Annotated in this window: 18 protein-coding genes; 5 read left to right on the forward strand and 13 right to left on the reverse strand. The window is 67.5% G+C overall.

Annotation, left to right across the window (positions count from 1 at the left end):
• Positions 1-30: 30 nt before the first annotated feature.
• Positions 31-510, reverse strand: coding sequence for a chemotaxis protein CheW (locus ACQ7JA_RS20155; RefSeq protein ID WP_430901001.1), 480 nt, complete (start codon positions 508-510; stop codon positions 31-33).
• A 240-nt stretch (positions 511-750) separates the two neighbouring features.
• Here ACQ7JA_RS20155 and ACQ7JA_RS20160 point away from each other — a divergent pair, with 240 nt between their 5' ends.
• The 3 genes from ACQ7JA_RS20160 to ACQ7JA_RS20170 all read left to right on the forward strand — a co-directional run bounded on the left by ACQ7JA_RS20160 (position 751) and on the right by ACQ7JA_RS20170 (position 4,436).
• Complete coding sequence (locus ACQ7JA_RS20160) at positions 751-1,284, forward strand: GNAT family N-acetyltransferase (protein WP_430901003.1); 534 nt, start codon at positions 751-753, stop codon at positions 1,282-1,284.
• Positions 1,281-1,769, forward strand: a complete 489-nt coding sequence (locus ACQ7JA_RS20165; RefSeq protein ID WP_430901005.1) for an urease accessory protein UreE — start codon at positions 1,281-1,283, stop codon at positions 1,767-1,769. Before ACQ7JA_RS20160 ends, ACQ7JA_RS20165 begins: the two co-directional genes overlap by 4 nt.
• A 117-nt stretch (positions 1,770-1,886) precedes the next feature.
• Positions 1,887-4,436 carry an ATP-binding protein gene (locus ACQ7JA_RS20170; protein WP_430901007.1) on the forward strand — a complete coding sequence of 850 codons (2,550 nt, stop codon included), beginning with the start codon at positions 1,887-1,889 and terminating at the stop codon, positions 4,434-4,436.
• Between the two features lie 132 nt (positions 4,437-4,568).
• Here ACQ7JA_RS20170 and ACQ7JA_RS20175 read toward each other — a convergent pair whose 3' ends face one another.
• Positions 4,569-6,203 carry a M28 family peptidase gene (locus ACQ7JA_RS20175; RefSeq protein ID WP_430901009.1) on the reverse strand — a complete coding sequence of 545 codons (1,635 nt, stop codon included), beginning with the start codon at positions 6,201-6,203 and terminating at the stop codon, positions 4,569-4,571.
• Positions 6,204-6,331: 128 nt separating this feature from the next.
• Between ACQ7JA_RS20175 and ACQ7JA_RS20180 the strand changes: the two genes are divergently transcribed.
• Complete coding sequence (locus ACQ7JA_RS20180; protein WP_430901011.1) at positions 6,332-6,724, forward strand: putative quinol monooxygenase; 393 nt, start codon at positions 6,332-6,334, stop codon at positions 6,722-6,724.
• 4 nt (positions 6,725-6,728) lie between these two features.
• On the opposite strand, the gene ACQ7JA_RS20185 is transcribed toward ACQ7JA_RS20180, so the two are convergent.
• The 11 genes from ACQ7JA_RS20185 to ACQ7JA_RS20235 all read right to left on the reverse strand — a co-directional run bounded on the left by ACQ7JA_RS20185 (position 6,729) and on the right by ACQ7JA_RS20235 (position 19,846).
• Positions 6,729-7,007 carry a hypothetical protein gene (locus tag ACQ7JA_RS20185; RefSeq protein ID WP_430901013.1) on the reverse strand — a complete coding sequence of 93 codons (279 nt, stop codon included), beginning with the start codon at positions 7,005-7,007 and terminating at the stop codon, positions 6,729-6,731.
• Positions 7,008-7,097: 90 nt separating this feature from the next.
• Positions 7,098-7,793: a two-component system response regulator KdpE gene (kdpE, locus tag ACQ7JA_RS20190; protein ID WP_430901015.1), complete on the reverse strand. Its 696-nt coding sequence runs from the start codon at positions 7,791-7,793 to the stop codon at positions 7,098-7,100.
• The gene (locus ACQ7JA_RS20195; RefSeq protein ID WP_430901017.1) at positions 7,786-10,482 is read right to left on the reverse strand and encodes a DUF4118 domain-containing protein; all 2,697 of its coding nucleotides are present in this window, start codon (positions 10,480-10,482) and stop codon (positions 7,786-7,788) included. The genes kdpE and ACQ7JA_RS20195 overlap by 8 nt, the downstream gene beginning before the upstream one ends.
• A 3-nt stretch (positions 10,483-10,485) precedes the next feature.
• A complete protein-coding gene (kdpC, locus tag ACQ7JA_RS20200; protein ID WP_430901019.1) occupies positions 10,486-11,070 on the reverse strand; it encodes a potassium-transporting ATPase subunit KdpC in 585 nt (194 codons plus the stop codon).
• Positions 11,071-11,080: 10 nt separating this feature from the next.
• A complete protein-coding gene (gene kdpB / locus ACQ7JA_RS20205) occupies positions 11,081-13,189 on the reverse strand; it encodes a potassium-transporting ATPase subunit KdpB (protein WP_430901021.1) in 2,109 nt (702 codons plus the stop codon).
• 2 nt (positions 13,190-13,191) lie between these two features.
• Positions 13,192-14,901, reverse strand: a complete 1,710-nt coding sequence (gene kdpA, locus ACQ7JA_RS20210) for a potassium-transporting ATPase subunit KdpA (RefSeq protein ID WP_430901023.1) — start codon at positions 14,899-14,901, stop codon at positions 13,192-13,194.
• 2 nt (positions 14,902-14,903) lie between these two features.
• Positions 14,904-14,993, reverse strand: coding sequence for a K(+)-transporting ATPase subunit F (gene kdpF / locus ACQ7JA_RS20215; protein ID WP_430901024.1), 90 nt, complete (start codon positions 14,991-14,993; stop codon positions 14,904-14,906).
• Positions 14,994-15,192: 199 nt separating this feature from the next.
• Positions 15,193-15,918 (reverse strand): TorF family putative porin, encoded by a 726-nt coding sequence (locus tag ACQ7JA_RS20220; RefSeq protein ID WP_430901026.1) that lies wholly within the window; start codon positions 15,916-15,918, stop codon positions 15,193-15,195.
• A gap of 217 nt (positions 15,919-16,135) precedes the next feature.
• Positions 16,136-17,131: an ADP-glyceromanno-heptose 6-epimerase gene (rfaD, locus tag ACQ7JA_RS20225; protein ID WP_430901028.1), complete on the reverse strand. Its 996-nt coding sequence runs from the start codon at positions 17,129-17,131 to the stop codon at positions 16,136-16,138.
• A gap of 23 nt (positions 17,132-17,154) precedes the next feature.
• Positions 17,155-18,177, reverse strand: a complete 1,023-nt coding sequence (gene waaF, locus ACQ7JA_RS20230; RefSeq protein WP_430901030.1) for a lipopolysaccharide heptosyltransferase II — start codon at positions 18,175-18,177, stop codon at positions 17,155-17,157.
• 55 nt (positions 18,178-18,232) lie between these two features.
• Positions 18,233-19,846 carry an ABC-F family ATP-binding cassette domain-containing protein gene (locus ACQ7JA_RS20235; RefSeq protein WP_430901032.1) on the reverse strand — a complete coding sequence of 538 codons (1,614 nt, stop codon included), beginning with the start codon at positions 19,844-19,846 and terminating at the stop codon, positions 18,233-18,235.
• Positions 19,847-20,179: 333 nt separating this feature from the next.
• Here ACQ7JA_RS20235 and ACQ7JA_RS20240 point away from each other — a divergent pair.
• A partial coding sequence (locus ACQ7JA_RS20240; RefSeq protein ID WP_430901034.1) for a hypothetical protein occupies positions 20,180-21,076 on the forward strand: 897 nt, incomplete at its 3' end.

The following is a 21,076-nucleotide window of genomic DNA, read 5'->3' on the forward strand; positions in this document are numbered from 1 at the left end:
GCGAGCAGCCCGCCCGCGGGTTGGTCAAATTCAGGCAGCCTGCTTCATGGCCGCGATCAGGCCCAGCTGCTCGGAGCTCATCAGGCGGTCGATGTCGAGCAGGATCAGCATGCGTTCGTCGATCGTGCCCAGGCCGGTGATGTAGTCGCCGTCCGAGGTAGAGCCCATCTCGGGCGCCGGACGCACCTGCTCGGGTTCGAGGGTGACGACGTCGGAGACGCTGTCGACCACCATGCCGATCACGTGGTTCTTGATGTTCAGGACGATCACGACGGTGAACTGGTCATAGGTCGGCTCGCCCAGCTTGAACAGGATGCGCATGTCCACGATCGGCACGATCGAGCCGCGCAGGTTCTGGATGCCCTTGATGCAGGCGGGCGCGCTCGGCAGCAGGGTCGGCTCCTCGTAGCCACGGATCTCCTGCACTTTCAGGATGCTGATTGCGTACTCTTCCTTTCCGAGGCGGAAGGACAGCACTTCGTTTTCTTCGGTCGTCTTGGCTGCGTCCATGGTGTTTTCCCTAACTGTTTTGAACTTGGATTCTTGAATTGCTGTAGCGCAACAATACATTACGTCCAAGTTGGTGCGGATGCGATAGAGAAGATGCAAGAGGACGAAAATATTTCCCTTTCCCGGTGCGAAATATGGCGCAGGTACAACGTTTGACCCGCAGTCCATGCCAGGCTGTCCATACGGAAGAGCTGGCACGCATCGTGCATGATCAGTTTCGGCATATTCGAAGGAGAGGCCATGATCATCCACCGACTCGACGCCCGCGCGATCCGCGAGCTGCGGCCCCAGCTGGCCACCCTGCTGCTGGATGCGGTCGCCGATGGCTTTTCGCTCGGCTTCCTGGCCGGGCTCGACGACATCCAGCTCGCCGCCTACTGGGAAGGCGTCGGGCACGAGGTCACGCGCGGCAGCCGCGTGCTGCTGGGGGCCGAGCAGGACGGCATGCTGGTTGGGACCGTGCAGCTCGCCTTCCCGCAGGAGCCGAACGCCGGCAACCGCGCCGCCCTGGAAAAGCTGCTGGTGCACTGCACCGCGCGCCGGCGCGGGGTCGGCACGGCCCTGCTGCAGGCGGCCGAGATCGAGGCGCTGGGACTGCGCCGCGGCCTGCTGTTCCTGGACACGGAGTCCGGTTCGGGCGCCGAGCGCCTGGTCGACCGCGCAGGCTACATCCGGGTCGGCGAGCTGCCCGACTTCGCCTGCAGCCCGAACGGCCACTGGCGGACCGCCGCGATCTGGTACAAGACGCTGTTCCCGCGCAGCCGCCGTCCATGAGCGCCCCTTCGCTCCTGACCCTGACCGACCGCATCGGCCACGCGGCCCGGGTGCACGGCGTGCTGGCCCTGCCGTGGGAACGGCGCGGGCGGGCGCGCCTGCGCGCGCTGCTGGCCTCGGGCGAGGCCGTCACGCTGGCCATGCCGCAGGGCAGCCGGCTGCGCCACGGCGACCTGCTGCGCGGCGACGATGGCCGCGTGGTGCGCATCGTGGCGGCCCCCGAGCCGACCTATGCGCTGCGCTCTTCCGACCCTGCCGTGCTGGCGCGCTGCGCCCTGCTGCTCGGCCGGCGCCGCATCGCCGCCGAGGTCTGCCCCTGGGGCCTGCGCATCCGCGCCGCGCCCGCGCTGCGCTCCCTGGTCGCCGCCCTGGGGGCGAGCGTGCATGAAGAGCTGGCGCCCTTCGAGCCGGAGGCGGAGCCGGCCCACCACGGCGGCGCATTGCGCCGCAACGGCGCAGCCGAGCTGGACATCGACGGCGCCTGAAAGACCTTGTTTCGCTACACTGTAAAGACAGTACTCTGGTGCAATGTCACGTAGAATCGTGCAACCGACCCTGGCCCCCATGATTACGTGACTTCAACTTCGATTGCCCGCAGACCCTTGCGGGCCTACCTCCTCTGGCTGGTCCTGGCGACCCTGCTTCCCGGCGTGGTCGGCGCAGCGCTGCTGTTCGTCAACCAGTACCAGAAAGGGCGCGCCCAGGTCGAACGCAAGACCCTGCAGACGGTGCGCGCACTGGTCAACAACGTCGACAACCGGCTGGACAAGGCCCGCGCCATCGGCCAGTCCCTGTCGATCCTGAACGCGATCGAAGCCGCCGATTTCCCACGCGTGCATCGCCAGGCCAGCGATGCGCTGGCGCTGTCCGGCGTCGGCATGAACCTGGTGCTGCGCGACCGCAGCGGCCAGCAGCTGGTCAACACCTCCGTCCCCTGGGGCACGCCCCTGCCGGTCGACCGCAGCAACTCCCTCGACAAAGTATTCGCGAGCGGCGAACCGGCGATATCGAACGTGTTCACGGGCCCGGTGTCGGGCCGCCCGACCGTCAGCGTGGACGTGCCGGTACGGGAGCATGGCGAGCTGCGTTACGTGCTCAGCATCCGCCTGCGTCCGGAGTATTTCGTCGGCATCCTGACGCCGGAGTCGATTCCGGAAGGGGCGACGTCCAGCATCTTCGACCGCGACGGCATCATCTTCATGCGCAACGTCAATCCCGAGAAAAACATCGGCAGGCGCGTGGCGCCTCCCCTGTATGCGGGCATCCTGCGTGCGCCCGAAGGCGTGATCGATTCGCGCACCCAGGAAAATGTCGAGGTTCTCACCCACTTTTCGCGCGTCTCGGGCAGCGGATGGGGTGTGGCGATCGGCCTGCCGCGCGCCAAGCTGCGCGCCGAGCTGGCCGAGCAGCTGGCGCTGATGGCCGGCGTGGCCGTCGTCCTGTTCGCGGTCGGCCTGTGCCTGGCCTGGCTGATCGGCGGCCGGCTGGCGCGCTCGGTCCAGGCCCTGAGCGGCCCCGCCCTCGCCCTCGGCCGCGGCGTCCGCCCGGACACCACCGACGAATTCTATGTCCGGGAAACCGCCGACGTGGCGGCCGCCATCCACGATGCCGCGCTGCTCCTCGAACGGCGTTCGCTGGAACTCGCGGCCAAGGAATCGGCGCTGCGCGAAACCCATATGCTGGCGCGCTTCGGCACCTGGCACTGGCGCCTCGGGGAACAATCCATCGAGGTCTCGGACTCGGTGCCGCACATTTTCGGCCGGGCGCTGCCGCCCTTCGCCCAGCAGCGAGGCGCCCTGCTGACGGACGAATCGTGGGAACAGGTACGGCGCCTGACCGGCGAGCTGGCGCGTGTCGGGGGTAGCGGCAAGCTGCAGCTGAACGCCCTGCATGCCGACGGCCACCGCATCTGGCTCGACTACCGCTGCGAGAGCGTGCACGGCCCGGACGGCGCCGTGGTCGCCCTGCGCGGCTCCATGCAGGACGTGACCGAACGGGTACGCGCCGAGGAAGCGCTGCGCCAGGCCGACCAGCGCAAGAACGAATTCCTGGCCATGCTCGCGCACGAGCTGCGCAATCCGTTGGCGCCGATCGCCTCCGGCGCCCAGCTGCTCGGCCAGGCCAGCCTGGACCCGGCGCGCGTCCAGCACATCAGCGCCATCATCGCGCGCCAGGCGCGCCACATGGCGGGCCTGGTGGACGACCTGCTCGACGTCTCGCGCGTCACCCGCGGCCTGGTGGTGCTGGCGAAGGAGCGCACCGACCTGAACGCCGTGGTGCGCGACGCCGCCGAGCAGGTGCAGTCGCTGGTGCGCGACAAGCGCCACACCCTCGAGCTGAAGCCGCTGCCGCAGCCGGCCTGGGTGCTGGGCGACCGCAAGCGCCTGGTCCAGGTAGTCGGCAACCTGCTGCACAACGCCGCCAAGTTCACCGAGCCGGGCGGTCGGATCGAGGTTGCGCTGAGCCTGGAGGCCGACCAGCTGGTGCTCGAAGTGCGCGACAACGGCATCGGCATGCTGCCGGCGGAACTGGAGCGGGCCTTCGACATGTTCGTGCAGGGCGAGCGCACACCCGACCGTTCACTGGGGGGACTGGGCATCGGCCTGGCGCTGGTGCGCAGCCTGGTCGAGCTGCACGGCGGCAGCGTCGGCGTGGCCAGCGCCGGCCACGGCATGGGCGCGATCTTCACCGTGCGCCTGCCGCGCTTGGCGGACGAGGTAGCGCCGCAGGAAACCGCCTCCAGGCTGGACGGTCTTGCAGCCGGCGGCCTGCGGGTGCTGGTGGTGGACGACAACGTGGATGCGGCCCAGATCCTGGCCATGTACGTGGGTGCGCAGAACCATGCGGTCGAAGTCCGCTACGAGCCGGAAAGCGCGCTGGCCCTCGCCCCCGGCTTCGCGCCCGAGGTCTGCCTGCTCGACATCGGCCTGCCCGGCATGGACGGGCACGAACTGGCGCGCCGCCTGCGGCAGCTGCCGGGCACCCGCGGCGCCCTGCTGGTGGCGGTGACCGGCTATGGCCAGGAACAGGACCGTCTGGCCAGCGCGCAGGCGGGCTTCGACCATCACCTGGTCAAGCCGGTGGACATGGCGGCACTGGAGGCGATCCTGCAGGGCGCGCCAGCCGTGCTGGCGGCGCGCCGCGCGGCGTAGGGGTGATCCGGTCCAGTGGACCGGATTACGCTCTGCCGACCGCGCGTTCAAACAGTGCGTGAACGGCCAAAGCGTCTCTGCTCACCGTGGAGTCGAACGCGCGGTCGGCGAAGCCGACCACCCTACGAACCCCTAGCGCTTGACGCTGCCGAACGGGTCGCCCTTCTTCCAGGCCGGCATGCCCGGCGCGTTCGCCACCGCATAGCCCAGGTTCAGGGTGAACTGGGCCTGCTGCACCATGCCCGACAGGTCCCAGTCGGCGCGGTACTCGTCGCTCACCTGGTGGTAGTCCTTCTTGAAGCCGACCAGCTTCGCGCTCGATGCCGCGTGGTCGTGGGCGAACTCGAAGTGGCCGTCGCCCGAGAACACGGCCGAGCCCACGTTAAAGGCCGGCACGCCGGCCTTGGCGAAGTTGAAGTGGTCGGCGCGGAAGTAGGAGCCCGACAGGTCGGGAATGCCAGGGGCCAGCTTCAGGCCCATGCTCTTCGCCACCGTCGCTGCGGTCTCGTACAGGGTGCTGCGCTCGGCGCCCGGCACGCCGATGTCGCGCGTGCGGCCGGCGAAGTTCAGGCTGTCGAGATTCAGGTCGGCCGCCGTTTTCGCCAGCGGCACCGCCGGGTTCTTCACGTAGGCGGCGCTGCCCAGCAGGCCCGCTTCCTCGGCGGCCGGCCACAGGAAGACCTGGGTGCGGCGGGCCGGCTTCTTGACCGCCTCCGCCGCCATCGCCAGCAGGGCCGCGGTGCCGGACGCGTTGTCGATGGCGCCGTTGTAGATGCGGTCCTTCTGCCCGGTGCTGCCGGCGCGCGCTTCGTCGTCCATGCCCAGGTGGTCCCAGTGCGAGGAATAGACCACCGCCTGGTCCTTGAGCTTCGGATCCGAACCCGGCACCACGCCCGCCACGTTGTACTGCGCGACCTGGCGGATGCCGGACTTGAGGTCGACGCGCGCATTCACCTTCAGTTCCACCGGACGGAAGTCACGGCGCTCGGCGCGGGCGCGCAGCGCGTCGAGGTCGAAGCCGCCTGCGGCGAACAGGGTGCGCGCCATGTCCTCGTGCAGCCAGCCTTCGACCGGGTTGCCGGGACCGGCCAGGCGGAAGCGCTCGTGCGAGAAGCCGTTGGCCGGCACGCTCCAGGGATAGGACGAGGAAGGGGTCGTGTGGATCAGCAGCGCCCCGGCGGCGCCCTTGCGCACCGCTTCCTCGAACTTGTAGAGCCAGCGGCCGTACCAGGTATAGGCCTTGCCGGCGAAGCGGTTCGGTTCCTCGCTGGTCGGCTGCGGGTCGTTGACCATCATGACCAGGATCTTGCCCTTGACGTCCACGTCCTTGTAGTCGTCCCATTTTTCGTCCGGCGCCGACACGCCGTAACCCACGAACAGCAGCGGCGCCTCGAAGGCCAGGCTGGTGCGCCCGCTGGAGGTGCCGAACACGATGTCTTTTCCGAGGACCGGCTCGATGCGCTTGCCGCCCGCTTCAAAACTCACGCTGCTGCCCGGCAGCAGGCGGGTGCCCTCGATCTCGACCTTCTGGCGGTAGCTGTTCCCGAAAGCGGGCTTGAGGCCGATGAGGGCGGCCTGGGTCTCGAGGTAGCGCACGGTGAGGTCTCCACCGCGCTGACCGGTCCCGCGGCCTTCGAAGAGGTCGTCGGCCAGCAGGGACAGGTGGGCGCGCAGCACGGGCTCGGAGACCGCCGGGGCCTGGGCCAGGGCGGCGCCGGACAGGGACAGGCTCAGGAAGACGGCAAGGGCAAGCGGGGAAAGTCGCATCGGGGCTCCGTTCGAAAAAAGCGGATTGGCAAACGAGCATGATAACGCACCAACCATACCTCATGCGGCTGCAATTGCCTGCTTGGGCGGAGCGCGTCATACTTGTCCAATGTCGCAAAAGGGACACCATGCGCATCTCGCGCCGCACCACCATTTCGCTGCTTGCCGCCCTGCCCCTTGCCGCCCACGCCCATCCAGAAAAGAAGGACAGCCCGCCCATGTACGGTTTGATCGGAAAGATGCGCGCCCAGCCGGGCCAGCGCGACGCCCTCATCGCCATCCTGCTCGAGGGCACGGCCGCCATGCCGGGCTGCCTGAGCTACGTGATCGCGAAGGACACGCTCGATGCGGATGCGCTCTGGATCACGGAAGCCTGGGATAGCCAGGCCAGCCACAAGGCCTCGCTGTCCCTGCCCGCGGTGCAGGCCGCGATCGCGAAAGGCAGGCCGCTGATCGCCGGCTTCGGCGAGCGCTTCGAGACCGAACCGGTAGGTGGCCAGGGGCTGGCAAGCCCGCGCTGAGACCTCAAGCGGCCGTGGGCGCGCCGTTGAGGGGCCGCGCGTCCGTGGCGTTGACCACGCGTGCGGTGTAGCCGGGCGTGAGCAGGGTCGCCATGGTATCGAAATAGGCCGGCAGCGTGTTCCCGAGGATGGTCAGCGGCAGTTCCCGCGCCGGCGGCACGGCGCCGCGCACCTGGTCCATCCAGGCTTGCAGCACCTCGCTCCGCATGGCCAGCATGGCGCGGGTGATGGCCGACGGCCCGGGGTCGTCGGGTGACAGGTGTCCTGTCAAGTTCTCGCTCATGCCTGGGTGACCACGGCAACGTTTTCAGAATTGAACGTCGGACCAGTCTACGCGAGGGTCGTTACAGGGGGCGCGTGAATGGATTGCGCCTTACTGGCCGAGCCAGAGCCGGTAGCCGACGCCGGTCTCGGTCAGCAGGTGGCGCGGCTGGGCCGGATCGTCCTCGAGCTTGTGGCGCAGGTGGCCCATGTAGATGCGCAGGTAGTGGCCGCTCTCGGCATGGCCCGGCCCCCACACGGCCCGCAGCAGCTGCGGATTGGTCATCACGCGGCCGGCATTGCCGACCAGGACCGACAGCAGACGGTATTCGGTGGGCGTCAGGTGCACGTGCCTGCCGTCGCGCGTGACGCTGCGCTCCTGAGGGTAGACAGCGACGCTGCCGAAGCGCACGCTGCCGTCGAGCCGCTCGGCCGGCTGGCGCTGGCGCCGCAGGGTGGCGCGCACCCGCGCCAGCAGTTCGCCCGTGCCGAAGGGCTTGCTGAGGTAGTCGTCGGCGCCGGCATCGAGGGCGCGGATCTTCTCGCTTTCCATGGTCCGCGCCGAGAGCACGATGATCGGCACCGCCGACCACTTGCGCACGTCCACGATGAAATCGATGCCGTCGCCGTCCGGCAGGCCGAGGTCGAGGACGACCAGGTCGGGGCGGCGCGTGCCGGCGTCGATCAGGCCGCGTTCGATGCTGGTGGCCTCGTGCACCTGCCAGCCCTCCTGTTCCAGCGCGGCGCGTACGAAGCGGCGGATCTGCGGTTCGTCTTCGACCAGCAAGGCGGTCGGTTTGTCATTCATGCGGTGGGTCCGTTGGTAGTTCTGGTTCGGGTGTCTCGGGCGGGCTGCCGGCCGGCAGCGAGAACACGAAACCGGCGCCGCCGAGGGGCGAGGTGCAGGCGCGGATGGTTCCGCCATGCGCTTCGACGATGGCCCGGCAGATCGCCAGTCCCAGGCCCACGCCCGGCAGCGCCGATTCGCGCTCGCCGCGGGCAAACTTGTCGAAGATGCGCTCTTCGCTGCCGGCCGGCAGGCCGGGCCCGTTATCGTAGACCATGACGTCCACTGTGTCGCCGCGCAGCGCCGCCGATACTTCGATGCGCGAGCCGCCCGGTGTGTATTTTGCGGCATTCTCGAGCAGGTTGCACAGCACGCGCTCGACCAGCACGGCGTCGAAGCGCAGCAGCGGGATGTTCGGCGGCAGCCGCACCGCGACCTGATGACGGCGCAGCGCGGCCCGGCTCGCGCGCAAGGCGCCGCCGACCACCTCTTCCAGCGCCTGCCACTCGAGATTGAAGCGCACCTGTCCGCTTTCGATCCGCGCCATGTCGAGCAGGTTGGTCACCAGGGTGCTCATGCGCAGCGCTTCCTCGTGCAGGGCCTGCGCGACACCGGACGGACCTTCGCCCAGCGGCGGATCGGCGCGCAGCAGCGACTCGGACAGGCCGACCAGCGCGGTAAGCGGCGTGCGCAGGTCGTGCGACAGCGCTGCAAGCAGCGAGTTGCGCAGGCGCTCGGACTCCATGTCCACCAGGGCCGACTGCGCCACCTCGACGTAGTGCACGCGCTCGAGCGCGATCGCGGCCAGCGCGGCCAGGGCGTCGAGCTGGCGGCGCTGTTCCGGGAGCAGGACCCAGCGGCTTGGGTCCGGTCCGATGGCCAGCACACCGCGGGTACGCATCGGCGCCACCAGCGGCAGGTAGAACAAGGCGCTGGCCGGCAAGGTGTCGGTGCCCAGGCCTGCGCTTTGCGCATGGTCGAAGGCCCATTGGGCAATGCCCGCGTCCAGGCCGGGCAAGGCGTCCGCCGGCACAGCCAGTTTGCCGTCCGGATCGGGAGTGAGTAGCAAGGCCCGGGCGCCGAAGGAATTCTGGACCACGGCCTGGGTGCTTTCCACCACCTGCTCCGGCATCAGGACACCGGACAGTTCGCGCGCGAATTCGTAGAGCGCGCGCACGCGCCCCTCGCGCTGGGCCGCAACGCGCGCCTGGAAGCGCAGGCCGGCGGTCAGGTGGCCGGTGATGAGGCCGACCGCGAGCATCACGGCGAAGGTGATCAGGTACTGCAAATCCGACACGGCCATGGTGAAGCGCGGCGGCACGAAGAAGAAGTCGAAGCAGGCCACGCCGACGCAGGTCGCGGTGACGGATGGCGCACGGCCGAAGCGCACCGCGACCAGCACCACCACCAGCAGGAACAGCATCGCGATGTTGGCCAGGTCGAGCCAGGCCAGCAGGGGCGAAGCGGCGGCGGCGGTGAGCAGGCTGGCTCCCGCGGCGACCAGGTGGCGCAGCGGACGCAGCTTGCGTGGCGCAGCGGTCTGGCGCGCGGGCGGCGGGGACGGCCCCTTGACCGCCGGCGCCCCGATCTCGATCAGGTCGAGGCTCGGGGCCAGTCGCCTCAGGCGCCGAGCGACCTGGCGCTGCCAGGGCCAGCGTGCGTCAACGCGGCCCAGCGCGATCTTCGACAGGTTGTGGCTGTGCGCATACTCGATCGCGGCCCGGGCCACGTCCTCGCTCGAGGCGGTGGCAGTCTGCGCGCCGAGGTCGCCGGCCAGCTTGAGCGTGGCGAGCATGCGCTCGCGCTCCGGGCCCGGCAGGCGCGCCAGCGCAGGGGTCTCGACGTACAAGGCGTGCCACCCGGTGCCCAGCTGCGAGGCCATGCGCGCGGCGCTCCTCACCAGGTGCTCGCCGCCGACCGGCCCGACGCAGACCAGCAGCCCGGCCCCGGTCTTCCAGATCGCGTCGACCGACTGCTCGATGCGCCAGGCGCGGACGTCGTCCTCGATGCGGTCGGCGGTGCGCCGCAACGCCAGTTCGCGCAGCGCGATCAGGTTGCCCTTCCTGAAGAAATTGCCGGCCGCCCGCTCGGCCTGGGCCGGCTGGTAGACCTTGCCCTGCTTCAGGCGCGCGAGCAGGGTGTCGGCCGGCAGGTCGACCATGACTACCTCGGAGGCCTCGTCGAACACCGAATCCGGCACCGTCTCGGCGACCCGGATGCCGGCGATGCCGCCAACGACGTCGTTCAGGCTCTCAAGGTGCTGGACGTTCACCGTGGTGAGCACGTCGATGCCGGCGTCCAGCAGTTCCTCGACGTCCTGCCAGCGCTTCGGATGGCGCGAACCGGGTGCGTTCGAGTGCGCCAGCTCGTCGACCAGGATTACTTGCGGGCGCCGGGCGAGCGCGGCATCGAGGTCGAATTCGCCGATGCGTACGCCGCGGTGCTCGACCTGGCGACGCGGCAACACCTCCAGCCCCTCCAGAAGCTGCGCCGTTTCCTGGCGCCCGTGGGTCTCGACCACGCCCACCAGCGGCTGCCTGCCCTCGCCCAGCAGGCGGCGCGCCTCCTGCAGCATGGCGTAGGTCTTGCCGACGCCGGCCGAAGCACCGAAGTAGATGCGCAGCTTGCCGCGCGCTGCGCTGCGCTCCTGCTCGCGCATCTGCGCCAGCAGGGCATCGGGGTCGGGTCGTTGGGAAGCGTTGGGCGGCATCGTTCAGCGAGTATCGCGCGTTTGGGCGTCCAGCGCCAGATTCAGGGCCAGCACGTTGACGCGCGGCTCGCCAAACAGGCCCAGCACCCGGCCTTCGGCCTGCGCCTCGATCAGCTGCTCCACGTCGCCGGTCGCCAGGCCGCGCGCCCTGGCCACCCGCGCCGCTTGCCAGCGTGCGCCGGCCAGGCTGATCTCGGGATCGAGGCCGCTGGCCGAGGCGGTGACGAGGTCGACCGGGATCGGCGCGCGGTTGCCCGGGTCGGCATCGCGCAAGGCCTGGATGCGGCCTTTGACGGCATCGTGCAGGGCCGGGTTGAGCGGCCCCTGGTTCGAGCCCGACGAGCCGCCGCCGTTGTTGGGCATCGGGCCAGTTGCCGAAGGCCGGCCCCAGAAGTACTGCGGGGCGCTGAAGTGCTGGCCGATCAGGCGCGAGCCGACCACCCGTTCGTCCTGCTTCACCAGGCTGCCGTTGGCCTGCTCGGGGAACGCGGCCTGGGCGACGCCGGTGACCAGCAGTGGATAGGCGACCCCGCAGACCAGGGTCAATGCGCCGAACAGGACCAGCGCGGGACGGATTACAGATTGCATGCTCGGTTCCTCAAACAAGGTTCAGCGCGGTCAGCGCCATGTCGATCAGCTTGATGCCGGCGAAGGGCAGCACAATGCCGCCCAGGCCGTACACCAGCAGGTTCCGGCGCAGCAGGCTGGCCGCGCCGATCGCGCGGTAGCGCACGCCCTTCAGGGCCAGCGGGATCAGGAAGACGATGATCAGGGCATTGAAGATCACCGCCGACATGATGCTCGATGCCGGACTGCCCAGCTGCATGACGTTGAGCGCCTGCAGCGCCGGATAGGTGCCCACGAAAGCGGCCGGCACGATGGCGAAGTACTTGGCGATGTCGTTGGCGATCGAGAACGTCGTGAGCGCGCCGCGCGTCATGAGCATCTGCTTGCCGATCTCGACGATCTCCAGCAGCTTGGTGGGGTTCGAGTCGAGGTCGACCATATTCCCGGCCTCCTTCGCGGCCTGGGTGCCGGAGGCCATCGCCACCGCCACGTCGGCCTGGGCCAGGGCGGGAGCATCGTTGGTGCCGTCGCCGGTCATCGCGACCAGTTTTCCCTCCGCCTGGTAGCGGCGGATCAGCTCCAGCTTCTGCTCGGGCGTGGCCTCGGCCACGAAGTCGTCCACGCCCGCCTCGGCCGCGATGGCGGCGGCGGTGAGGCGATTGTCGCCGGTGATCATGACGGTCTTCACGCCCATGCGGCGCAATTCGGCGAAGCGCTCGCGGATGCCGCCCTTGACCACGTCCTTCAGTTCGACCACGCCCATTACGCGGCCCCCATCGGCCACCACCAGCGGCGTGCTGCCGCGGCGCGCGGCGGCGTCGGCGATCGCCTCCACCTCGGCCGGATAGCGCTGGCCGAGCGCTTCGACATGGGCGCGGATGGCGCTGGCGGCGCCCTTGCGCAGGCGGCGCCCGCCGATGTCCGCGCCGCTCATGCGGGTCTGGGCCGTGAAGGGCACGAAGGTGGCCTCCAGCTGCTCCATCGCGCGTTCGCGGATGTTGAAGCGGCTCTTGGCCAGCACGGCGATGCTGCGGCCTTCCGGCGTCTCGTCGGCCAGCGAAGCGAGTTGCGCAACGTCGGCCAGTTCCTGTTCCGTGACACCCGGCGCCGGCAGGAAGGCGCTCGCCTGGCGGTTGCCGAAGGTGATGGTGCCGGTCTTGTCCATCAGGAGCACGTCGACGTCACCCGCCGCCTCGACCGCGCGGCCCGACGTGGCGATGACATTGGCGCCCATCATGCGGCTCATGCCGGCCACGCCGATGGCCGAGAGCAGGCCGCCGATGGTGGTGGGAATCAGGCAGACCAGCAGCGCGACCAGCACCGTGATGGTCACCGGCTGGCCCGCTCCCGCCGCTTCCACCGAGAAGAGGGAAAACGGCAGCAGGGTTACGGTCACCACCAGGAACACGACGGTGAGCGCGACCAGCAGGATGGTGAGCGCGATCTCGTTCGGCGTCTTCTTGCGCGACGCCCCTTCGACCATGCCGATCATGCGGTCGAGGAAGGTCTCGCCCGGATCGGCCGTGACGCGCACCACCAGCCAGTCGGACAGCACCCGGGTGCCGCCGGTGACGGCGCTGAAGTCGCCGCCCGATTCGCGGATCACGGGCGCGGATTCGCCGGTGATGGCGCTTTCGTCGACCGAGGCCACGCCTTCGAGCACTTCGCCGTCCACGGGAATCACGTCTCCCGCTTCGACCAGGAAGTGCATGCCCTTGCGCAGCTCTTCGGACTTCACGGGATACCAGGTGACGCCGTGGTGCGGCGATGGCAGCTTCTTGGCCATGACAGTCTGCTTCAGGCTGCGCAGCGAGGCCGCTTGCGCCTTGCTGCGGCCTTCCGCCAGGGCTTCGGCAAAGTTCGCGAACAGCACCGTGAACCACAGCCAGGCGGCGGTGGCGGCGATGAAGCCGGCCGGCGCCTCGCCCTGCCCTGCGGCGGCGTCGATCGCCAGCAGGGTGGTCAGGATGCTGCCCGCGTAGACCACGAACATGACGGGGCTGCGCAGCTGGGTGCGCGGGTGCAGCTTGCGGAAGGAGTCGACGATGGCCGGGCCGACCAGCCTCGAGTCAAGAAGATTCAGCGAACGGCGCACCGGCAGCGCCTGGGCGATGGTGTTTTCCATGAGGGGTGCTTCCATGATCATTTGGCGAACAGCTGGAGGTGCTCGACCACGGGGCCGAGCGCCAGCGCCGGGACGTAGTTGAGGATGCCGACCAGCAGGACGATGCCGGCCAGGAGGCCGACGAAGAGGGGGCCGTGGGTGGGCATGGTGCCGGCATTGGCGGCCAGGCGCTGGCGTGCGGCCAGCGACCCGGCAATCGCCAGCACCGGAATGATCACGCCGAAACGGCCGAACCACATGGCGACCGCCAGCAGGGTGTTGTAGAACGGGGTGTTGGCGGACAGGCCGGCGAAGGCGCTGCCATTGTTGTTGGCGGCGGAGCTCAGCGCATACAGGATCTCCGAGAAGCCATGGGCGCCCGGATTGGCGACGCCCGCCTTCCCTGCCCCCGCGACCACCGCAATGGCCGTGCCGGCCAGGACCAGGCAGGGTGTGATCAGGATGACGAGCGAGGCCATCTTCATTTCGTAGGCGCCGATCTTCTTGCCCAGGTATTCCGGGGTACGTCCGATCATCAGGCCGGCGATGAAGACGGCCAGGATGGCGAACACCAGCATGCCGTACAAGCCCGAGCCGACGCCGCCGAAGACGACTTCGCCGAGCTGCATCAGCACCATCGGCACCATGCCGCCCAGGGGCATGAAGGAATCGTGCATGGCATTGACTGCGCCGCAGGAGGCGGCCGTGGTGACGGCTGCGAACAGGCTCGATGCCGCGATGCCGAAGCGGGTCTCCTTGCCTTCCATATTGCCGTTCGACGGGTCGACGCCGAGCGCGCCCAGGACCGGGTTGGCCTGCTGCTCCGCCATGTAGGCGAAGGTGGCGGCGATGACGAACAGGATCGTCATGGTGGCGAGCACCGCCCAGCCCTGGCGCATGTCGCCGACCATGCGCCCAAAGGTGAAGCACAGGCCTGCCGGAATCAGGAAGATCGCGACCATCTGCACGAAGTTCGACAGCGCGTTCGGGTTCTCGAAGGGATGGGCCGAGTTGGCGTTGAAGTAGCCGCCGCCGTTGGTGCCCAGCAGCTTGATGGCTTCCTGCGAAGCGACCGGCCCCATCGGAATCGACTGGGTGGCGGCGCCGGCGCTGTCGAGTACCTGGGCGTCGACGTGGCCTGCAAAATTCTGCACCACGCCCTGGCTGGCGAAGAAGAGCGCGAACACGATCGCCAGCGGCAGCAGCACGTACAGGGTAGACCGGGTCAGGTCGACCCAGAAGTTCCCGATCGCATTGCTGGAGCGCGCGGCGAAGCCGCGGATCAGGGCGAAGGCGACGGAGATGCCGGTGGCGGCCGAGAAGAAATTCTGCCCCGCGAGCGCCAGCATCTGGGTCAGGATGCTCATGGTCTGCTCGCCGCTGTAGCCCTGCCAGTTGGTGTTGGCGACGAAGCTGACCGCGGTGTTGAAAGAGGAATCGGCGCTGACGTTGGGGAGCCCCTCGGGATTGAGCGGCAGCCAGGCCTGCACGCGCTGCAAGGCATAGACGGCGATGGCGCCGACGGCGTTAAAGGCGACGAGGGCGAGCGCATAGCTTTTCCAGGTTTGCGCGGCGGTGGAACCGTCGCCGGCGGCGCGGTAGAACAAGGCTTCGAGCTTGCCCATCCAGCGCATGCCGGGAACGGCGGCGCTGTCGGCGACGCGCGCCATGTAGAGACCCAGGGGGTAGCCCAGCAGGAGCAGGGCCAGGAGGAAAACCGCCAGCAGCGGCAGGAAGTCGGAGATCATGGTTACAGCTCCTCCGCCCTGAACAGGGCCACCAGCAGGTAGACCAGCAAGCCGCCGGCGACCAGGCCGCCGACCAGATAAAAGGTGTTCATTGCTTGCCTCCCAAGCGGTGGCAGCCGGCCAGCAGCAGCCAGGTCAAGGCGAAGAACAGGAGGAAGGCGCCGAGGAATAAGAAGTCCATACGCAATCGCTTTCAGCGTTGTTGTTGTTGGATCGAGGGTAGAGGCGCCGCGCGAAACGGGGCGTAAAAAGCGCGCGGCGCCGTGTAAACGTCGTGTAAACGCGGCTGCCCTAGAAGGTGGCGCCGACGGTCAGCTGCAATGCGGTCCTGCCGAGGAATTTGCCGTTGGCGGGCGAGGCATAGGCGCTTTTACGCGCATTGCTGCCGATTACGGCCAGGGTGGCGGTGACGGGGCCGAAGGGGCGGCTGGCGCCGACCTTCCAGTCGGTGTAGCTGGAGGCGCTGTTGTTCGCAACGCGCTGGCGGCCGGCGTGCAGCTGGACTGTGAAGCCCTGGCCGGCGTCGATACTGGCGCCGATGTCGAGGTAGCCGCTGTTCTCGCTGTCGACGAAGCCGAACAGGTTCGTGGTGGCGTGCGAATACTTGATGTAGGCCGGGCCGTAGCCGAGCTGGCCGTAGATCTCGGTGGTGTCGGCGTTGGCGAAGCCATTCACCTTGCCCAGCTCATTGCCGGCGTAGAGGTAGCGCAGGATGCCGGCGTCGTAGCTGAGGCCCGGCGCGATCTCGCCGCGCTTGCCGGCGTAGAGGTCGAGTTCGACCTTGCCGTCGCCGCCTGCATCTTCGATCCATTTGATGGTCGAGGCCCAGGCGCCGGCATACCAGCCGGTCGGATGGACGTAGTCAAGACCGCCCTGCAGGGCGGGTTGCAGGCGCGTTTGCGAGATCCCGCGGTAGCGGTAGTCGCTGGTAACGGCGGCGTTGAAGGTGGTTTGCGCGTGGGCGCTGGTGGCGAGGATGGCGCCGGCCAGGGCGGCGGCGTGGATCAGTGCTTTCATGGTGTCCTGCGTGTTGTTGTTGGAGCAGGTGAAAGCGTAGATTTTCGGGTGTAAAAACGGGCTAAAAGCTGGTGGAGATGGTGTAAAGGAGTTGTAAAGCATTTGTAGGGTGGGCAGGTCTTCCTGCCCACGCGGTCAAGGAACGGTTGAGAGCCACGGAGCGGGCCAAGTGACGTGATTTGACCGCGTGGGCAAGAAACTTGCCCACCCTACGAGATCAGCCCTTCAGGTACTGCATGTACTTGGCGACGCCGGTAGCGACGTCCGTGAAGGGCTCGGTGTAGCCCACGGCGCGCAGCGCGCCGATGTCGGCCTGGGTGAAGCTCTGGTATTTGCCCTTCAGTTTGTCGGGGAACGGCAGGTATTCGAGCAGGCCCTTCTCGACGATCTGTTCCAGCGTCAGCGGCGGATTGCCCTCGTTGACCAGGGCGTTGACCGTGGCGACGGCCAGGTCGTTGAAGGGCTGGGCGCGGCCGGTGCCGAGGTTGTAGATGCCGCGCTTGTCCGGGTTATCGAGGAAGAACAGGTTCACCTTCACGACATCCTCGACGTAGATGAAGTCGCGCATCTGGGTGCCGGCCTCGTAGCCGTCATTCGCGCCGAAGAGCTTGACCTTGCCCTCTTTCTGGAACTGGTGGAACTGGTGGAGGGGGACCGAGGCCATCGTGCCCTTGTGGCCTTCCAGCGGACCATAGACGTTGAAGTAGCGCAGGCCGACGACCTGGGAACCCGCCTGCATGCCATGGTCCTGCCAGTAGCGGCGCATGTACTGGTCGAACAGGAATTTCGAGTAGCCGTAGACGTTCAGCGGGCGCTCGTGCTCGCGCGCTTCCTTGAACACGGTGCCGCCGCCATAGACGGCCGCCGACGAGGCGTAGATGAAGGGAATGCGCTCGCGCTGGCAGAACTCGAACAGCGCGATGGTGTACTCGTAGTTATTCCGCATCATGTAGCGGCCGTCGGTCTCCATGGTGTTGGAGCAGGCGCCCTGGTGCAGGACGGCACTGAATTTTCCGTCGAATTCGCCGGCCTTCAGGCGGACCAGGAAGTCTTCCTTGTCCGCGTAGTCCGCCACTTCGGCGTCGACGATGTTCAGGAATTTGTCCGGCCGCGACATATTATCGACGGCGAACACGCTGAATGGCTTGCGCCTGGAGAGCGCGTGGACCAGGTTGGCTCCGATGAAGCCTGCTGCGCCAGTAACTAGAATCATTGTGGACCTCTTTTCTCGTTCGTTCAGGCAGCAGCCAGCATGGGCTGCAGCGGTTGCCAGACATCGTTTGGCAGGATCTGTTTCATGCAGTTCTGGTGGCCCAGCGGGCACTCGCGCTGCTGGCAGGGCGAGCACTCGATGTGCAGCCACAGGATCTTCGCCAGCTCGGACAGTGGCGGCGTGTGGCGCGGGTCGGTGGGGCCGTAGATCGCCACCACGGGGCGCTGGAGCGCCGCGCCGATGTGCATCAGGCCGGAGTCGTTGGTGACCACCACGGCGGCGCGCGAGATCAGGGCGATCGCTTCGCTCAGCGAGGTGGAACCGGCGAGGTTGTGCGCTTCCGGTACCAGGGCCGTGATCTCGTCGCAGACGGCGCGGTCTTTCGGGGAGCCGAGCAGCAGGATCTGCGCGTCCGGGCGATTGGCGCGGATGGTTTTCGCCAGCTCGGCGAAGTACGCGGCGGGCCAGCGCTTGGCGGGGCCGAACTCGGCGCCCGGGGCGAAGGCGACGTAGGTCCCTGCGGGCAGGTTCAGGCGCGCGATGGCGGCGTCGGCCTCCTTCGGATCGACGGTCATCTCCGGCTCGGGGAGTTTTTCGGGGCGCGGCAGGCTGCGCACCGGCTTGTCGGCCAGCGCGGCGTAGAACTGGGCCATCGGACGCGGCGCGTCCTTCTCGTCATGGTGCATCACGTTGACCAGGCCGTAGCGCATCTCGCCCTTGTAGCCGACGCGGCGCTTGATACCGGCCAGCCAGGGGATCAGGGCGAACTTGAGCGTGTTCGGCAGCACGTAGGAGTCTGCGTAACCGCGCGCTTTCAGCATCTTCGCGAACTCCTTGCGTTCCTTCCACTGCAGCGAGCCGTGCTTGAAAGGCGACTCGATGACCGTGTCCACTTCGCGCATGGCGCGCCATACCGGCGCCACCCAGGTCGGGGCGAGCACGTCGATCGGGCGGTCGGGATGCAGCGCGCGCAGGCGGCGCAGCAGCGGCTGGGCCATCACGGCGTCGCCGATCCAGTTTGGGGAAATGACAAGGGTGCGCAACATGGGTTCTTCTGGAAGCAGGCGGGTGATCCGCGATTATAGCAACCGCGGGGCCGCCTCAAGCAGCCTCCAGGCGCCATCCGCCCTCCCCTGCCTTCAAGCGATGGGTCAGGTTCAGGCGTTCGAGGAAGACTTCGTCGTGCGACACGACCACCAGCGCGCCCGCGTAGTGGGCCAGCATCGCCTCCAGGGCCTCGACGGATGCCAGGTCCAGGTGGTTGCCCGGCTCGTCCAGCAGGAGCAGGCGCGCGGGCGGGTCGGCGTAGATGGCGCAGGCCAGCGCGGCCTTGAGGCGTTCGCCGCCGCTCAGCAGGCTTGTCGGGAGCGAGCCCTTGCGGGCGTCGAGGCCGATCTGGGCGAGATAGGTGCGCAGGCGGTCCGGTGCGACCGTGCGGTTGGCGGCCAGGAGCTGCTCGATGGCGCTGCTTTCCGGGTCGAGCGTGGCCAGGCGCTGGTCGAGCCAGGCGAAGGCGGGGTCACGGCTTGCCTGTCCGGCCAAGGGTTCAATCTGGCCGGCGATGACTTTCAACAGCGTCGATTTGCCGCTGCCGTTCGGGCCGGTGATGCCGATGCGCTGCTGGCCGGTGATGACGAGGTCGATCCGGCGCAGGGCTGGTGGTACGAAAGGCAGCTCGACGTCTTCCAGCTGGACCACGCGGCGCTGGGCGGCCGCGCTGGTCTGCGGGCCTTGCAGGCGGATCGTCGCCTCCTCGCGCAGCTGCTCCGCGGCGCTGCGGACCTGTTCGCGGTGCTGCTGGCGCGTTTCCTCGAGCCGCTGTTGCAGGCGTCCGCCGCTGTTTTCGCTTCTTTCCTTCTGGCGTCCGAGCAGGATCTTTGCCTGGTTGGCGGTCTTGCCATCGCGTGCTCCTTGCGCCTGGCGGCGCTGCTGGCGCTCGCGCTGTTCGCGCATGGCGCGTTCCTCGCGCTGCAGGGCCTGGCGGGCGTGGTCGAGGTCGCGCTGGGCGCTGTCCTGCTCTACGGCGCGGGCGGCGGCGTAGAAGCTGTAGGTGCCGCCGTAGCTGCGCAGGCCGTGCGAGGAGAGTTCGACGATGCGGTCCATCTGCTCCAGCAGGGCGCGGTCGTGGCTGACGACGATCAGGCCGCGCTTCCATTGCCTGAGTTGTTCGCTCAGCGCCTGACGCGACCGGCCGTCGAGGTGGTTGGTGGGTTCGTCGAGGATCAGGAAGTCGGCGCTGGAGAGCATGGCGCCCAGCAGCGCCACGCGCATGGCTTCGCCGCCGCTGAGTTGCTGGGCGGGTGTTGCGGCGTCGAGGTGAGCGAGGCCGGCCTGTTCGAGCGCGTGCTTCAGGCGTGCGGGCAGGTCCCATTGGTCGGCGACCAGATCGAAATCCAATGGGTCGACGCTGCCGGCATCGATGCGCGCGAGTGCGTCGAGGATGGGCTTGACGCGGGCGAGCGAGGCGACCGTTTCGCCTGGGAGGCGGTCGACCTGCTGGGGGAGGTAGAACACGGGGCCGGAGCGGATGCAGCGGCCGGCCGTCGGCTGCAGTTCACCCGCCAGCAGGCGCGCGAGCACGCTCTTGCCGATGCCGTTGCGGCCGACCAGGCCAGTGTGTTGGGAGTCGAACTGCTCGGTGAGGCTTGAGAGCAGCGTCGTGCCGCCGGGAAGATCGAAGAATGCGCTGTCGAGCGCGAGAAATGGGTGCGTCATGAAACCTCCAAGGATGCCGGGTGCTCCCTGCTTTCGCGGGAAGATGGGAGAACTGGCCGTCAGTAGACGGCGGCATCAATGGCGCATTGGACGAACCCTCCGGAAGTAAATGTCCCGAAATGATAGCAAAACGGGCGGTTCAGCGGAACCAGGACAGCATCCATCGAGACCGCTAAGGAAATAAGACTATGCACTGTCGAGCTGTCGTTGTTTTGACACATGCTTTAGTTATATTTCATTTAAATCATCTTTAATGATATTACTTAAATTCCGTAAGGGCATCGCGTCGATTCCATGGGCTGTTGGGCATATCCGACTTGAGAGGAGCAGGACATGCGATTTTTTGACTCCAACGAATCATTGAAAGTCAGGGCGATCTGCGGCTTGCATGTCGTTGTCCTCGCCTGGGATTTCACGAGCAACTTGAAAGACCTGGAAGACGACTTGCCCGACCAGTTGTACGACCTGGCGGGGTTTGCGATCGAACGCACAGAGTTTTCTCCCGGTGGCGAACAGGTAGAGCGCTACATGATGCGCGGCATGAAGCGCTTCCGCTACAAGGATGAAGGATTGCCGCCTGGTGCTCTGGTGCCGCTCGATGAGCATCCGCTTCAAACGTTCCAATGGGCTGACTACACGGCAAAGCCAGGCGTGAAGTATGGCTACCGCGTCATCCCCATGCGTGGAAAGCCTAAATTGCTCGCTGCGGATATGGACGGCAGCGTCTATATCGCGGTGCAAACCGAGGCAGAAGCAAATGAACAAAGTATCGAGCCGCGACATGACATTTTCTCAAACCGAGGCGTAATCGGATCTCAGGCGTATGCACGCAAGTTTGGCACCGAGCGTCCGAACCCGCATGCACCTACTTCCGCCCCAATGAAATGGCTATCGCGTGGTCTGTATGAAGCACTGCTCGCGTTCATCGGCAAAGCGGCTGACGAGCGATTCGGTTTGCGCGCGGCGTTCTACGAATTTCACTACTCTCCAGTTGCAACAGCGTTTCGCGCTGCTGTAGATGCCGGGGCCGATGTGAGAATCGTCTACGACGCGGAAAGCGGATATAAGGAGGAAAACGAAACGTCTCTGCGCGATGCTGGGCTGCTGCGTCAGGAAATTGCGACTGGCCGCACGGTCACGGAAGGAATCCGTCACAACAAGTTCATCATCTTGCTCGAAGAAGGCGAGCCAATCGCGGTCTGGACCGGCTCGACCAATATCTCGGCAGGT

This window comes from Massilia sp. BKSP1R2A-1 (assembly GCF_050586525.1).
GTDB lineage: Bacteria > Pseudomonadota > Gammaproteobacteria > Burkholderiales > Burkholderiaceae_D > Telluria.